This is a genomic window from Nostoc sp. UHCC 0251 (genome assembly GCF_034932245.1).
Lineage (GTDB): Bacteria > Cyanobacteriota > Cyanobacteriia > Cyanobacteriales > Nostocaceae > Nostoc.
Genome location: NZ_JAYGHD010000305.1, coordinates 1 through 15,192, shown reverse-complemented (window position 1 = coordinate 15,192; position 15,192 = coordinate 1). Strand labels below are relative to the sequence as shown.

Genomic DNA, 15,192 nt, shown 5'->3' with positions numbered 1-15,192 from the left:
TTAGTTGATCGCGAATAGCAAAGTCCATTTAACTTATGAGTAAGCTAGTTGTCTTCAGCTTCTTGGGAGGAGATTTAAATCAAGGATTTCCTGTTGTCACGGCTCAACTTTGGTGTCATGAAGAATTTGTACCCGTGAAATTAACAGGGAGTCTACCGCCAGCACCAGAACTAAGTGAACTCTACCGCAGATGGCAGTTACTCTACGCAGCAATTCATCAACGCCTGGGCAGGAATCACCGGATAAAAGTACATTCGCAAGACATAACCAATATTTCTGTCAATGACTTCAATGAAGTATGTCAACAGCTACAAGCAAATATCAATGCTTGGTTAAAATTTGAATCATTTCAGAATATTGAACGGCAGTTGCGAACTCTACTTAGTCGTAATGATGAAATTAGAGTCATTATTGAAACAAATATAGCTCTACTGCATCGCCTGCCTTGGCATCTATGGCATTTTTTTGAAGATTACCCGAAAGCAGAATTAGCTTTAAGCAATCATGAGTATGAATCTCCTCAGCTATTACAAAAATCTCCTACAGGTAAAGTCAAAATTTTGGCAATTCTAGGCAATAGAGTTGGTATTGATATTGATAAAGATGCCTCTGCTTTACAAGGTTTAACAGATGGTAAAACCACTTTTCTTATAGAACCAACACGGCAAACACTTGACGAGCATCTATGGAATTATGATTGGGATATTCTATTTTTTGCCGGACATAGCACTAGTCTTACTGACGGAGAAATTGGGGAATTTTATATCAATCAAACAGAAAGCTTAACAATTTTACAGTTGAAAAATGGACTTAAGGCAGCAATTAGACGCGGTTTGAAACTGGCAATTTTTAATTCTTGTGACGGAATTGGTTTAGGACGAAATTTAGCTGATTTAAACATTCCCCAAATGATTGTAATGCGGGAAGGAGTGCCAGATTTAATAGCACAGGAATTTTTAAAAAACTTTCTTACTGCCTTTGCAGATAGCAAACCATTTTATTTAGCTGTGCGAGAAGCGCGAGAAAGACTTCAAGGACTGGAAAATGAATTTCCTTGTGCCAGTTGGTTGCCAATTATCTATCAAAATCCTACAACTGTTCCTACTACATGGCAAGAACTGTGCGGTAATTTTGCTGATACTAAATTTGTAGGTGAAGTTTCGACAAAAGGTAAAATTGCGACACCAAAATTAAAAGTTTGGACTGTACTAATTAGTACTTTGATTGTGGCTATTTCAACATTAGGTTTGAGATACTTGGGAATCTTTGAGAAAATCGAACTGCAAAGTTTCGATCAAATGCTACGGTTGCGACCTCAAGAAGAGCCAGATCCAAGGTTAATAATTGTAGAAATTACTGAAAAAAATATTCAATCACGACAAGAGATGACCAAAGGACTGAAATCTATTTCGGATAGTACGTTAGCTAAATTGCTTAACCAAATACAAAAGTATCAACCGCGAGTTATTGGACTGGATATTTATAGAGACTTCGCCGATCCTCCAAATAAATCAAATCCAATACAACTTCCGACTGAACTTAATAAAGATAATGTTGTTGTTGTCTGCAAAAGCCGCGATAGTAAATATGATCCCCAAGGCGTTAAACCTCCGAAAGATGTACCTGTAGAACGTCAGGGTTTTACTGATGCAATTCAAGACCCAGATGGTATCGTCCGTCGCCAAATTTTGATGATGGCACAAGAGCCTTCTTCAACTTGTACAACGCCTTATTCGCTCTCGTTGCAATTAGTTACTCGTTACTTATCTTATGAAAATATTAAACCTAAATTTAATGAAGATTATGTACAGTTTGGCTCTAAAGTATTTAAACGCTTAAAATTTAGCCGCAGTGGTGCTTATCAACAAGGAGTTGATTTAGGCGGAAATCAAATACTTGTCAATTACCGTAATACAGATTATCAGAGAGTTTCTATTGATGAGGTATTGAATGATAAATTCGATCGTAAATCAATGAAAGATAAGGTAGTGATCGTTGGCGTGACAGCTAATACAGTCAGCGATACTTGGCCAACTCTCTACAGTACTGCACAGCAAGATTACCAAGAAATACCAGGGGTATTTATACAAGCACAAATGGTTAGCCAAGTTTTGAGTGCAGTTTTAGACCAACGTCCAATTCTTTGGGTTTTGCCTTGGTGGGGTGATATTCTCTGGATATGCGGCTGGTCTGTAGTTGGGAGTCTGATTATTTGGCGGGTGCGATCGCTCTCACATCAGAGATGCGCCATCTTTGTGACAGTTGTCATATTATATGGAGTTTGTGCGATCGCTCTTTTAAAACAAGGGTTATGGTTGCCATTTATTCCTTCTGTCTTTGCTGTGGTTGCAAGCGGTGTTGTTGTAGTGTTGATTCAACGCCGTCAGGAAGTTTTCCCGATTTCACAACCCTTAGTTGAATAAGATTTTCCTTTATATAGCTGTAGTCACATGGGTTAGGACATATTAAAAGCGTGAATGCTAGGAATAGTAATACTTTTACCTCCTGCCTCCTGCCTCCTGCTATAACTGAAAAATAACGTCAATTTGGCGATTGACGATCTCAAAAATCCGTCATTAACCTTGCCTTGCGGAGCAAGAATTGCAGTACAGTTTCTTCGCGGGTAATAATATCAACTCTGCCATCCATACCCAATTGAATTTGACATTTCTTTGTACTGCGACCTAAAGCAAGTTTCTCTGGTTCAATTGTGACTTCGTAAAAAGCACCTACAGCAGTTGCTTTTGGGATAGAGTTCGTATTAGCATCTGCATCGTTTTTTTGCGAACTAACAGCATCCGGGGAAATCGCTTTTACTTGGCCATTGAGAGTACCATAATCAGGATAAGGGCAAGCTGTGACTCGCATTTGCACCTTTTGTCCGACTTTTATCTTACCTTTTTCCTCAGAACCGACAGCTGCTTTGATAACTAAAGGTGCATGACTAGGAACAATTTGCACAACTTCCTCCCCAGCCCGGAGAGTTTGACCGGGGTTTCTCAAATTTAGCTTGGAAATAATCCCGTCTGCTGTAGCGGTAATAGTAGTTTGCTTCAGATCAATTTCAATTTGCTTGAATTCGCTAGTATCGCGCTCTAATTGTTTTTCAGTTTCAATTTTCTGTTTGAGAAGTACTTGAAGTTCTCTTTCTAAGGATGCTTTATTCACTTCTCCAGAGGCTTTTTCTTGGGCAATACGTTCAGTCGCCATTGCTACCTCTGCATTGCTGGGGTTGAGAGCTGCTTGAGCGCGATCGCGTTTAGCAATAGCCCCTAAAACAGCTTGTTTTAGCCGTTCATTTGTTTTTTGTTGGGCTTTATAAGTAGCTTTTTGTGCCTGTACAGCTTGTTCCTGCTGTTTCACAGCCAGCTGTACTTCTTCTAGTTGATCGCGGGATAATGCCCCTTGTTTAGCGGCACTTTCATATCGATTCTGCTTTAATGTCGCTGCTCCTAAAGCCGCCTCAGTGGCGTGGAGATTAGCTAATGCTGATTGTAACTGTGCTTGCCCTGCATATAATTCTTCTTGAGCCATTTTGACATTGGCTGATGCTTCTTGGAGTTCAGTGATACTGGTAATTTTTTTGTCTTGATGATCGCGATCGCGTCCCTGCAATTCCGCTTTAGCAGAGGCGATACTCCGATTGGTGCGATCGTTTTCGGCTCGAATTTGACTATCTATTGCATTTATTTGCGGAACAGTTTGAATTAGTTGTAACCTAGCTTGTTGAATATTGGTTTGCAGCTGGTTTTTTTTAGTTTGCAGTCGAGAATCATCAATAGTGGCAATTTTATCTCCTTTTTGCAGTGTTTGATTTTCTTTGACGTAAATCTGCATTACCTGTCCTTCTGTCGCCGCCTGTACAATTGGCAATTCACCCGCAGGACGGACAACAGCTTGCCCTTTGACCGTAACTTTATATTTAACAAACGCAGCCACAGGAACAGCTAACGACAACATAAACAAGATAAAAAGTGTGCCAAATGTAGTCCAACGGCTAATTGGTGGGAGAAACTCGTTGTCTTGAACTAAGGGTAAAAACTTGGTTTGAGAGTTACTAATCATAAGTGCTATATAAAAAATGTCCAATAACCATTAACTAACTCCGAAGAAGTAAAGCAGATTTAAACCCATTTTTAGAAGGATAAATATCATCAATAAAACTTAAATGCTCTCCAGAAATCTGACGTAATTCTTCTGGAGTTCCTTGAGTTTTTATGTGTCCATCTTCAAGGAATACAATCCAATCAGCCCGTTTGATAACTTGAGGACGGTGGCTAATCATAATTGTGGTTTTGCCTTGACGGTGAGCAAGTAATCTATCCAAAATTTTAGTTTCACTTACTGGGTCAAGAGCACCTGTAGATTCATCTAAAATTAATATAGGTGGGTCAGTAACAATTGCTCTAGCGATAGCTAATCTCTGCCTTTGTCCGCCAGAAAGATTTGCACCAAATTCGCCTAATACAGTTTGATATTTATCAGGTAATTTGCTAATAAATTCATCTGCACCAGCAATTTGGCAAGCAAGGACTATCTCCTCAAAACTAACGTTTGGATAACTGAAGTGAAAGTTATCAACAATCGAACGACTCCAAAAATGAGGTTCTTGGGGAACTAATACGACTTGCTGTCGCAAACATTCTAAAGATAAGTCTTGCTGGTTGTATAACCCATAACGGATATTACCGGATTGGACTTGATATAAACCAGTAATTAATTTGCCGAGGGAGCTTTTACCACAGCCAGATTGACCGATTAAGGCTATTACTTTACCACCAGGGATAGTTAAAGAAAAGTTATCTAATAGGTCAGTTCTACCAGCATGATGAAAGTTAACTTGAGAACAAGTAATATCTGCATTACCAGGAATTTCCGCCCAAGGTTTTTTAAAGTCATTTTCATCTTCTGGGGTAGCATCTATCACTTCTGTCAAGCGTTGAACGACAATTTGAGCCGTGATAAATTCATCAATTAGCCCAACTACTGACGCTAAAAAGCCAAGAAAGCTGCCACTCATCCCGCTGTACGCCAGCAGTTGACCGATGGATAATGTCTGATTAATCACCAAGCTAGAACCTAACCAGAGTATGCCAATACTCGTCAATTCGGAAAGAATACTAGTGACTGTGCCGCTGTAAAGCCCCAACTTCATTGTCTTCCAGCCTAAGTTAGCAAGGCGACCAAAATTTGTCTGATACTCTTGCCAAGCTTGCGGAGTCGCTTGGGTGGTTTTGAGGACTTGAACACCGCGAAAGGTTTCGACTAAAAAGCCTTGATTTTCCGTACCTTTAACAATGAGGCTGCGAGTTTTTTGGCGCAAGGCGGGAAGAAAAAGCAGGTTGACAAGAGTGACAATCACAAAGGCGGCGACGGAAGCTAGAGTCAGTTCCCAACTATAGAAAAGCATGAAAGCCAAGGAAACCAAAGCCACAAAAAATTGACTGGGTAAACCAAGGACAATTTGGGAAACTAGATTATTGATAGTATGAACATCAGCAATTCGGCTAACGACTTCCCCACTGCGACGTGCTTCAAAATATGATAGGGGTAAGTGTAACAGTTTTCGACCGTATTCTAGGATTAGCCCGTATTGCAACCGTTGACCAAAATGACCAATCAGGTGAGATTGTACCAAACCAATGGCATTTTGAATTAGGTTCATGGCAATGACGCCAATTGCCACTATTGTTAGCAGTTGTGTATCTCCCCGCACTAGCACGTCATCGGTGAGGAGTTGCATCATTAAAGGGGAGGCGAGGGACAATAGCCCGATCGCAAAGTTGATGGCGATCGCCTGAATCAGAAGGTTACGATATGGCAAGACGCGGGCAATAAAGCGCCCAAAGCCGCCAATTTTATCTTCTAGTTGCTCATAGAAACGGCTATCGTCTGGCATCAGCAGCAGCATCACACCATCACTCCAACCCGCGATTAACTCCTTGAAGGTGAGGTACAAGATGCCAACGGCAGGGTCAGAGATAACATATTTTTTCCCCTTTTTCCCGTATAATACTACCCAGTGGTAACCTTTCCAGTGAATGATGGCTGGTAAGGGGACTTCATTTAATTTCTCAAGCAGTTCTGGGGTAGCTTGAACTTGACGGGCATGGAATCCCAGAGTTTCTGCTCCCCGCCTTAAACCTAATAGTGTAGTTCCTCGCGCTCCCGTGCCCACTGCTTCTCGCACGCGATTGAGGGCAAAGGTGCGTCCGTAGTATTTGGCGATCGTGGCTAGGCTTGCTGCACCACAATCTTCTTCACTGTGTTGCAATATACTATGGTATTTCATTGTTTAAAAAATCAGTACCAGCGGCAGTTAACAGTACCAGCCGCAGTGAACAAGGGGTGGACAAGTCCGTTTCCTACCTGATAACTGTTAACACCGTTTACGTTTATTTGTGCTATCTTGATATGAATAAAAAAGTAGGAGCGAAAACGACCTCGCCCCTACGAACTGGAAGAGAAGAATGTTACTCAGCTAAAAGCTTATGTGAGAGCATTCTTTTCTCTTTTAGGTTTTGAAGGATTCGAGTACATGGTATGAAATAGACTAGAGCTGATTATGCAGGTCTGGCAGACGCGATATCGTTGTTAAAAGTACCGGTGAAGTTACCTTTTGTACCTGCTTGCAGACGCCTTGAATTACCTGTGAAATTCTGGCCAGTGTAGACAATCCAATCTCTTCTACCCGTCACCTCGTACCAAGATGCTCTATTGTTAAAGCGGCCTAAATTGGCTACTGGGCGTCCGATATTATTTCGCCGCGCTCCATCACCATTCCTCCCGTCGGAAAGGTCTAAAGCACCACCACTAATAGTGGCAGCGGCTTCATGGGAAAGGTCTTGCACAGCTTCGATGCTGTAGAGGTCTTTGATTTGCTTGTTGTTCATATCTACTTTGTGGTTATTGATGTTAGACATTGTTTTTCCTCTGAGTTTTAGATTGGGGTTTGAACTGAAGGTAAGCTTGTTTTCTTCCTTCTGATTTTTAATTGGTAGCAGTCAGGTTGGTTTATTCACGGCTGGGAATCAGGATATTCAACTGCTTCAGAAATCTATACTCTGAGGCCGCTTTGCCCTCTAGACAAAAATCACTCTTAAGGTTATAGGGAAGTCAAACCTACACTATACGGAAGGCGGAAGTGATTTTGTCGTCACTAGCTCCAAGAAAATAGTTTCCTGGTCCCAAACGACCAGTGGTGTCGCCCGAATAACCAGCATTGTCAAAGAACTGCCATTCACCTCGGATGATCCTTATAGATGAGGTTTGATCGTTGAAGGTGGTTTCAAACCCGCCTCCTTGCCCGTCTGCAAACCCGATGTTGGGAATACCATCACCAGTTGCTGCATTCAGGCCTATCGACTGTCCGCTCTGGTTTGGGTCTTTATATAAAATTACATCTGGATCGGGACCGTAAAGAAAGCCTACACCACCACTACAGGTAGCAGCCACCTCATCGTTTATTTCCTTCACTGCGCTCAAGTTTAATTGGGCTAATGTGTTGTTCATATCTACTCCGTGGTTATTGATGTTAGACATTGTTTTTCTCCTGAGTTGTAGATTGGGGTTTGAACTGAAGGTAAGCTTGTTTTCTTCCTTCTGATTGTTAATTGGTAGCAGTGACTTTGGTTTATTCACTGTGGGAAATCAGAGGTTTTTGGCTTTGCTTTCTGATTGTTAATTGGTAGCGGTGAGATTGGTTTATTCACTATCTGGAGCCTTCAGTAAGATTGTGGATAAGCGCAAAGCAAGGCAGAGTATTGATTGGCGGGAAAAATAACGTATAAGTTTTGAGCTTTCAATGACGGTTATCTTAATCTACTTTTACCTAATTTCACCTGTATTATTTTTGACAAAAATGCCTGTTTTGGATAAATTTAGCTTCATTTATTGGAAGTCATGCAAGTAGCAAGAAAACTGCTGATATTCTCATTTTGTGCATAAGTTCATTTTGCTGACACTTATACTTAATAGAGGATTCCCTGCTAAATTTCCTTTTCTATAGGAGAGTGCAATGTCTTTTAGAGCTATGCGTTTGGATTGGTTGCAAGGTCTAGGAATTGCGGTTGGGAGTGCGATCGCCTTTTATGCAGATATCTCAGTTGCCCAAATCACGCCAGACGGCACTCTGCCAAATAATTCCAATGTTAGATTAGAAGGTAATACCAGAGTTATTGAGGGTGGAACCACAAGAGAGGGTAATTTGTTCCACAGCTTTGGGGAGTTTTCTGTTCCCAATGGCAGTAATGCTTTTTTCAATAATCCACTCAATATTCAAAACATCCTGACACGAGTAACAGGTAAGTCAATTTCTAATATTGATGGCTTAATTCGTGCTAACGGTAAAGCAAACTTATTCCTGCTTAATCCCAATGGGATTATTTTTAGTAAAGATGCTAGTTTGAACATCGGCGGTTCCTTTGTCGCCACAACAGCCAATGCCATTGGGTTTGGCAATTTTGGATTTTTCAGCGCCTCGAATCCAGAAGCACCTTCACCCTTGTTAACAGTAAATCCAAATGCCTTACTATTCAATCAAATTGCGGTTTCCCCAATTCAAAATAGTTCAACCGCGCCAGCAGGAGAAGATCCAACGGGTTTTAAAGTATCTGGTTTACGTGTTAAAGATGGAAAGAGTTTGCTGCTAGTAGGTGGCAATGTCAACATGGATGGTGGTCAATTGAATGCTTATGGTGGTCGAGTCGAGTTGGGAGGATTGACATCAAGCGGAACTGTAGCGCTTCAGATAGATGGTGACAACTTTCGCTTGGGCTTTCCTGCTGAAAGTGTGCGAGCGGATGTTTCTTTAGCTAAGAAATCTAGTGTAGATGTAGAAGCTGCTGGTGGTGGGAGTATTGCAGTTAATACTCGGAATTTAGAAGTTTCGGACGGAAGCGTACTGAGTGCTGGAATCGGAAGTAATTTGGGGTCAGTTAATTCTGTTGCGGGAGATATTACGCTTAATGCCACAGGGGAAATAAAAGTTGTAGGGAAAGGGAGCTATATCTTCAATAGGGTGCGATCGCAAGCACTAGGCAATGGGGGGAATTTAACTGTTAATGCCCGTAAATTACTGTTAAGGGATGGGGCACAGGTTAGCACTGGCACATATGGTGCCGGAAACGGTGGAAATTTATATGTTTCGGCACAAAGTGTGCAACTGATTGGTGCTTCTGCCGATGGTCAATTTGTCAGTGGTTTGTTTGCTAGCACAAACGCAAACGCAATAGGTAATGGGGGAAACTTGACGATTAAGGCGGGTTCGTTACTGGTTAGGGATAGAGCACAGGTTAGCACTGGCACATTTGGTGCAGGCAACGGAGGTTCTTTAAATCTAAATGCTGACACAATTCAAATCATTGGTGCAAGCGGCTTGTTTGCTCAACAAAATACTCAAGGCGCAACAGGAAATGTAGGAGATTTGACGATTAACACTAAAACTTTGCTAGTACAGGATGGAGCAAAGGTTAGCACTGGCACATTCGGTGCAAGTGAGGGCGGAAATTTAAAGGTAAATGCTGACAGTGTGGAAGTTATTGGTAGCAATACTGTTAATGGTTCTTCCAGTAAGTTGACTACTAACAATTACAAAGGCGCAACAGGGAATGCAGGGGATTTGACAATTAACACTAAAACCTTACTAATACGGGATGGTGCACAAGTTGCCACTGGCGCATTCGGTGCAGGTTCAAGCGGGAATTTAAAGGTAAATGCTGACATTGTGGAAGTTATTGGTAGCAATACTGTTGATAGTTCTTCTAGTAATTTGACTACTCAGAACCAAAGTGCAACCGGGAATGCAGGAGATTTGACAATTAACACTAAAACTTTACTAGTACGGGATGGGGCACAAGTTGGCACTGGTACATTCGGTGCAGGCAAGGGAGGAAATTTGACAGTAAATGCTGATACTGTTGAAGTTATGGGTAGCAATGCTGTTGATGGTTCTCCTGGCGGCTTATTTGCCAATGCTGATATAGGTGCAACTGGAAACGGGGGTAACATAACGATTAACTCGAATGAGTTGCTGGTGCAAAATGGAGCATTAATCTTTGCTGGTGCAAGGGCTGGTAGAAAAAGTCCAAGTGATGGAGGAGACATAACAATTACTACCCAAAAATTGCTCCTTCAAAACGGTGGACTAGGTGCTGGAACTAGAGGTGCTGGTAGAGGAGGAAATGTGAGTGTTAAAGCTGACACAGTAGAACTAAATGGCTTTCCTGCTGCTATCTATAGTGATACAGATTCAACTGGGGATGCAGGAAATTTGACGATTAGCACCAAAATTTTAACAGCACGGGATGGGGCACAAGTGAGTACTGGCACAGCAGATGCAGGCAAGGGGGGAAATTTGACGATAAATGCTGATACTGTACAAGTGATTGGTACTGGTACTTCTGCCGAAGGTGGTCGTTTTCGCAGTGGTTTATTTACTGGTACTAAACAAAACTCAACTGGGGCGGCGGGAGATTTGAAGATTAATGCTCAACAGTTGTTGGTTAGGGATGAAGCGGGAGTATTCGTGAACAGTTTAGGACTCGGAAATGCAGGTAACTTATTCGTGAATGGTCGCTCTATCCGTTTGGACAATGGCATTCTCAGTGCTAACACGCGCAGTATTAATACTGCTCCTAATCAACCACAAGCAACTATTACTCTGCAAGTGAAAGATTTATTATCACTAGGTCGTGGCAGCAATATCACGACTGACGCCAAAGGAGAAAATGTCATTGGTGGCGATATTAAGATCAATACCAATATTCTTGCCACCTTTGAAAACAGCGACATCACAGCCAACTCTGATGACTTTCGTGGCGGTAATGTCAGAATCAATACTAAAGGTATCTTTGGCATTGAATTTCGGGATATACCTTCTCCAATCACAAGTGACATTACCGCGACTGGAGCAACTCGCGAGTTGAGCGGTAATGTGCAAATCACTAGACTTGATATTGACCCCACTCGCGGTTTAGTCGAACTCCCAATTAATCTAGTTGATGCTTCTAGGCAAATCTCCACCGCCTGCACGCCTGGAACTCGGCAATTCCAAAATACATTTGTGGTAACAGGACACGGCGGATTACCCATGAGTCCCACTGAACCATTACAAGATTCAAGTACTGTGTCTGCGTGGGTGAGATTAAGACCAAAATCACAAAACTTGGCAAACACAACGACTCAGACACAATCAACAGTAGTTTCAACTACTCCCATTGCTGCTACAATTCCAATTGTGGAAGCTTCTGGCTGGGTAATTGATCGCAAGGGAAACATAGAATTAGTAGCACAAGTTCCTCAACTCAACCCCCACAGCCCTTGGCAAACACCTGCTTCCTGTCCTGTATCTCAGGGAGGTGTGAAACATGACAAAATTTCAGCTAAAGCGAGTAATTAGATTTGCGGTAACTCCCGTACTCCTATTTACCCTTGCTGTTTTCCTGACTATTATCCCTAGCACATTCGCTAAACAAATCCAGACAAATTCACCAGACAGATTCCACATTCCAACTAATAAACCCGCAGCCACAACACCACAGCCACTTCTTGAGCAAGGAGAAGCACTTTATCAAGCTGGACGCTTTACTGAAGCAGTAAATGTTCTACAACAAGCTGTCCGTGCCTATCAACGAGAAGGCAATAACCTCGCACAAGCCGCAGCGCTAACTAACCTCTCTCTTGTATACCAGCAACTCGGCTCGTGGAAAGAAGTTTATGCAACTATTGACAGTAGCTTAAATTTGCTTGGTTGGGATGAGATAAATCAAAAGTTAAATGTCAACAATCCAAAATATGAATGGTTAGAAATTCTTGCACAAACTCTAAATATTCAGGGCGAATTGCAACTATCACAGGGACAAACTGATGCATCTGTGAAAACATCACAAGAAGCAGAGCAAATCTGGAAGAAATTAAGTGATAAGACCGGAATAACGCGCAGCCGGATTAACCAAGCACAAGCTCTACGAGTTGCTGGTTTTTACCGCCGTAGCAGGGATATATTACAGGAACTATCCGAACAATTAAAAGCTCAACCTGACTCACTTGCAAAAGTAACAGCTTTGCGATCGCTTGGCAATGTCTTACAACAATTAGGCGAACTAGAGAAATCCCAGGAAATTTTACAACAAAGCTTAGAAATCGCTCAACGTCTGCAACTGCCTCTAGAAATTAGTTTGACGGAATTTAGCCTCGGTAATACTACTAGATCGTTAAGTAATATTAAAGGTGCGATCGCTCATTATGAAAATGCTGCCAAAATTGCACCAAACCCTCTCACCAAGGTTCAAGCTCTGATTAATCAGCTGAGTTTGCTGGTAGAAAACGAACGCATCACTGAAGCAAAGTTATTAATACCCAGAATCCAAGCTCAAATGCCCAATCTGCCTACCAATCAAGCTGGTATTTATGCAAGGATCAATTTTGCTCAGACTTTGGCCACAATTGGTAACAAAAAAGATATTGCAGACATTCTAGCAACTAGCGTTAACCAAGCCAAAATAATCAGTGATGAACGTGCCCAATCCTACGCACTAGGGAGTTTGGGAGAAGTTTACGAGCAAAACCAACAATTGCAAGAAGCAAAGGATTTGACGCAGCAAGCGTTGTTTATGGCTCAAAAAATTGATGCCTCAGATATAGCTTATCGCCTTGAGTGGCAGTTAGGACGCTTACTCAAAGCACAGGGAAATATCCCAGCCGCCATATCTGCTTATGATACTGCTGTAACAACTCTTCAGTCTCTTCGCAGCGATTTAGTTGGGGTTAATCGAGATGTGCAGTTTAATTTCCGCGATCGCATAGAACCGATTTATCGACAGTCTGTAGAGTTGATTTTACAAGAAAAAGGACAAGGAAAACCCGATTTAGATAAAGCACGTCAGCGAATGGAAGCCTTGCAAGTTGCAGAACTCGACAATTTTTTCCGAGAAGCTTGCTTGAGCAACCAATTTGTGGTGCTGGATAATGTAGTAGACCGCGACAATCCGAATACTGCTATTTTCTACCCGATTATCCTAGATAACAATTTAGAAATTATTATCAAACTTCCCAATCAACCGTTGATGCATAAAACTTCTAAAGTCAACCGTCAGGAAGTAGAGCAAGCCATTACAAAAATGCGAGAGACGATAGTCCAACCTGATGCTCATCTGCAATTTCAAACAGTCTCTCAACAGCTTTATAACTGGTTAATTAAACCAATTGAAACAGACCTGAAAAATAGTAAAGTTAATACTCTAGTTTTTATCCCAGACGGATTATTGCGAAATATCCCGATGTCTGCACTGTATGATGGCAAAGAGTATTTAGTCAAAAACTATTCTGTAGCCGTTAGCCCAGGACTGCAACTATTTACTCCTAAACCCTTAGGACAGGAAAGATTAAACGCCTTGGCTGGAGGATTATCGGAACCACCGAAAAACGAAAATTTTGCACCGCTTCCCAACGTTAAAGTTGAACTGAAATTAATTCAAGAATCAGGCATATCAACAACTACATTATTAGATGAAAATTTTAGGAGTACGACTTTAGGAAAAACCATCAATGCTCAAGCTTTTAGAGTTGTTCACTTGGCAACTCACGGGCAATTTAGCTCTAAAGCAAAAGACACTTTTATATTAGCAGCTGATGGACGCATCAATGTGAGCGAATTAGACAGCTTGCTCAAAAGTAGAGAGCAAAAACGCACAGAACCAGTTGAATTACTTGTTTTGAGTGCTTGCGAAACAGCAGCAGGAGATAACCGAGCTGCCTTAGGATTAGCAGGAGTTGCCCTGCGTGCTGGTGCGCGGAGTACTTTAGCTTCTTTATGGCAAATTGGTGATAACTCTACAGCTTTGTTTATTGATGAATTTTACCGCCAGTTAATGACTGGTAAAACTACGGCAGAAGCTTTACGAGTTGCTCAATTAAAACTACTTGAAGCTCCCGAATACAACCGTCCGATGTACTGGGCACCCTATGTTTTAGTTGGTAATTGGTTGTAGAGATTTAGGATTATCGCTTGTGTTTTAGGGTTTAAAACCCCAGACGCTCGAACGCAAGAGCGTGCCGTAGGCAAGACTCGCTTTAAGCATTAGCGTAGCCCATTGCGAATTGCGAATTGTTTAATAACGGTTGGTTGAATTCACTAAAGGAGCCGTAGAAATATTACCTAAATTGACGGATTTCAATAAACTCTGCCAATCTTCTTTAATAGATGCATCGTTATAATTAGAAAAGCGTATTTGTGCCAGCATAGTTAAAGCATCAAACCAAATACCTTCTTTGGCATAGATTACAATTTTCTGCCGGGGATCGCCTGCTGCTGACAATTGCTGCATCACACGAGAATCTAAATTGATTCTTTGAATGTCTCCTTCTACGTACAAAGGAACACTTGTTGTTTCCTGCTTGCAGCGTACTTTTAAATACCAGCGATATGTTTTACCTACTTCTAAGGATGTCACATTCTCAGGGAGAGAAATACCAATGACACTTGGCTCTGGAGGTAGTGCGATCGCATCTTCATAAATATTCGTTCCCGCACTGTCCTGTAAGATAAATTCAGCACTTGAGTTAGCCAAATCCTGAGTATAGGGAACGTAAAACCAAAATGTAGGTTTTTCAGAGGTGGTTAGCCCCCCTACAATCCCGATAACTGATTTGTCTGTCTGTTTCTCAACCTTTTGTTCCTCCTGCAATGGTACTAAAGCAGTAAGTGCAGTTGGAACCGCAGGGCAATTATCTCGACTACCCATTCCTGCTCTACGCCCAGATATGGGACTTAACCGAGCAGGTGCTTTTGGCAAAACAAAAACTGGTCGAGAGGTACGTTGTTGAGATGAAGGTTGAGGTGAAGCAGGTGTCTTCACTGGTTGCACAGGCTGCTTAGTAGTTACTGGTTGTTTAGTTTGGGCTATTACTTGTGTTGAATATTGGGTGATGCTGCTCAAAATCAGAGCAGTTGTTAAGAGCCATTTCATTAACTTAACAAGGTACCGTTTTTGTTTGTGATTATCGTCATCATAAGGGTCAGTGTAGCATTCTTTTAACGCACGTCGGAAGGGCGACTCTTAGGCACGAGTTTAACCTAATCTTGGCGGAAATATTAGCTCCAATTATCAGCATTTGTTATACCTGAATACATAAATTTATCGTAACTGCCCAGGTAGGAAAGTCAGGGATATTCCCGTGAGGGAGGAAAGATGG

General features: G+C 41.7%; 8 protein-coding genes. 3 read left to right on the top strand and 5 right to left on the bottom strand.

Going from position 1 to position 15,192, the window contains the following annotated elements:
• Positions 1-35: 35 nt before the first annotated feature.
• Positions 36-2,423 (top strand): CHASE2 domain-containing protein, encoded by a 2,388-nt coding sequence (locus tag VB740_RS23590; protein WP_323202310.1) that lies wholly within the window; start codon positions 36-38, stop codon positions 2,421-2,423.
• Positions 2,424-2,562: 139 nt separating this feature from the next.
• Here VB740_RS23590 and VB740_RS23585 read toward each other — a convergent pair whose 3' ends face one another.
• The 4 genes from VB740_RS23585 to VB740_RS23570 form a co-directional block, all read right to left on the bottom strand.
• Positions 2,563-4,065, bottom strand: a complete 1,503-nt coding sequence (locus VB740_RS23585; protein ID WP_323202309.1) for an HlyD family efflux transporter periplasmic adaptor subunit — start codon at positions 4,063-4,065, stop codon at positions 2,563-2,565.
• 34 nt (positions 4,066-4,099) lie between these two features.
• Positions 4,100-6,292, bottom strand: a complete 2,193-nt coding sequence (locus tag VB740_RS23580; protein WP_323202308.1) for a peptidase domain-containing ABC transporter — start codon at positions 6,290-6,292, stop codon at positions 4,100-4,102.
• 271 nt (positions 6,293-6,563) lie between these two features.
• Entirely contained in the window at positions 6,564-6,923 is a 360-nt protein-coding gene (locus tag VB740_RS23575) for a hypothetical protein (RefSeq protein ID WP_323202307.1), read from the bottom strand.
• Positions 6,924-7,122: 199 nt separating this feature from the next.
• Positions 7,123-7,485 (bottom strand): hypothetical protein, encoded by a 363-nt coding sequence (locus VB740_RS23570; protein ID WP_323202306.1) that lies wholly within the window; start codon positions 7,483-7,485, stop codon positions 7,123-7,125.
• A 532-nt stretch (positions 7,486-8,017) separates the two neighbouring features.
• Between VB740_RS23570 and VB740_RS23565 the strand changes: the two genes are divergently transcribed.
• Both VB740_RS23565 and VB740_RS23560 read left to right on the top strand, forming a co-directional pair.
• On the top strand, positions 8,018-11,398 hold the full coding sequence (locus VB740_RS23565) for a filamentous hemagglutinin N-terminal domain-containing protein (RefSeq protein ID WP_323202305.1): 3,381 nt from the start codon (positions 8,018-8,020) through the stop codon (positions 11,396-11,398).
• Positions 11,367-13,988, top strand: a complete 2,622-nt coding sequence (locus tag VB740_RS23560) for a CHAT domain-containing protein (RefSeq protein WP_323202304.1) — start codon at positions 11,367-11,369, stop codon at positions 13,986-13,988. Before VB740_RS23565 ends, VB740_RS23560 begins: the two co-directional genes overlap by 32 nt.
• 120 nt (positions 13,989-14,108) lie before the next feature.
• On the opposite strand, the gene VB740_RS23555 is transcribed toward VB740_RS23560, so the two are convergent.
• Positions 14,109-14,966, bottom strand: a complete 858-nt coding sequence (locus VB740_RS23555; protein WP_323202303.1) for a DUF928 domain-containing protein — start codon at positions 14,964-14,966, stop codon at positions 14,109-14,111.
• Between the last annotated feature and the right edge of the window lie 226 nt (positions 14,967-15,192).

Excerpts from the sequence above, each read along its gene's own strand:
- VB740_RS23590 (WP_323202310.1), top strand. The coding sequence starts at position 36 with ATGAGTAAGCTAGTTGTCTTCAGCTTCTTGGGAGGAGATTTAAATCAA.
- VB740_RS23585 (WP_323202309.1), bottom strand. The coding sequence starts at position 4,065 with ATGATTAGTAACTCTCAAACCAAGTTTTTACCCTTAGTTCAAGACAAC.
- VB740_RS23580 (WP_323202308.1), bottom strand. The coding sequence starts at position 6,292 with ATGAAATACCATAGTATATTGCAACACAGTGAAGAAGATTGTGGTGCA.
- VB740_RS23575 (WP_323202307.1), bottom strand. The coding sequence starts at position 6,923 with ATGTCTAACATCAATAACCACAAAGTAGATATGAACAACAAGCAAATC.
- VB740_RS23565 (WP_323202305.1), top strand. The coding sequence starts at position 8,018 with ATGTCTTTTAGAGCTATGCGTTTGGATTGGTTGCAAGGTCTAGGAATT.
- VB740_RS23560 (WP_323202304.1), top strand. The coding sequence starts at position 11,367 with ATGACAAAATTTCAGCTAAAGCGAGTAATTAGATTTGCGGTAACTCCC.
- VB740_RS23555 (WP_323202303.1), bottom strand. The coding sequence starts at position 14,966 with ATGAAATGGCTCTTAACAACTGCTCTGATTTTGAGCAGCATCACCCAA.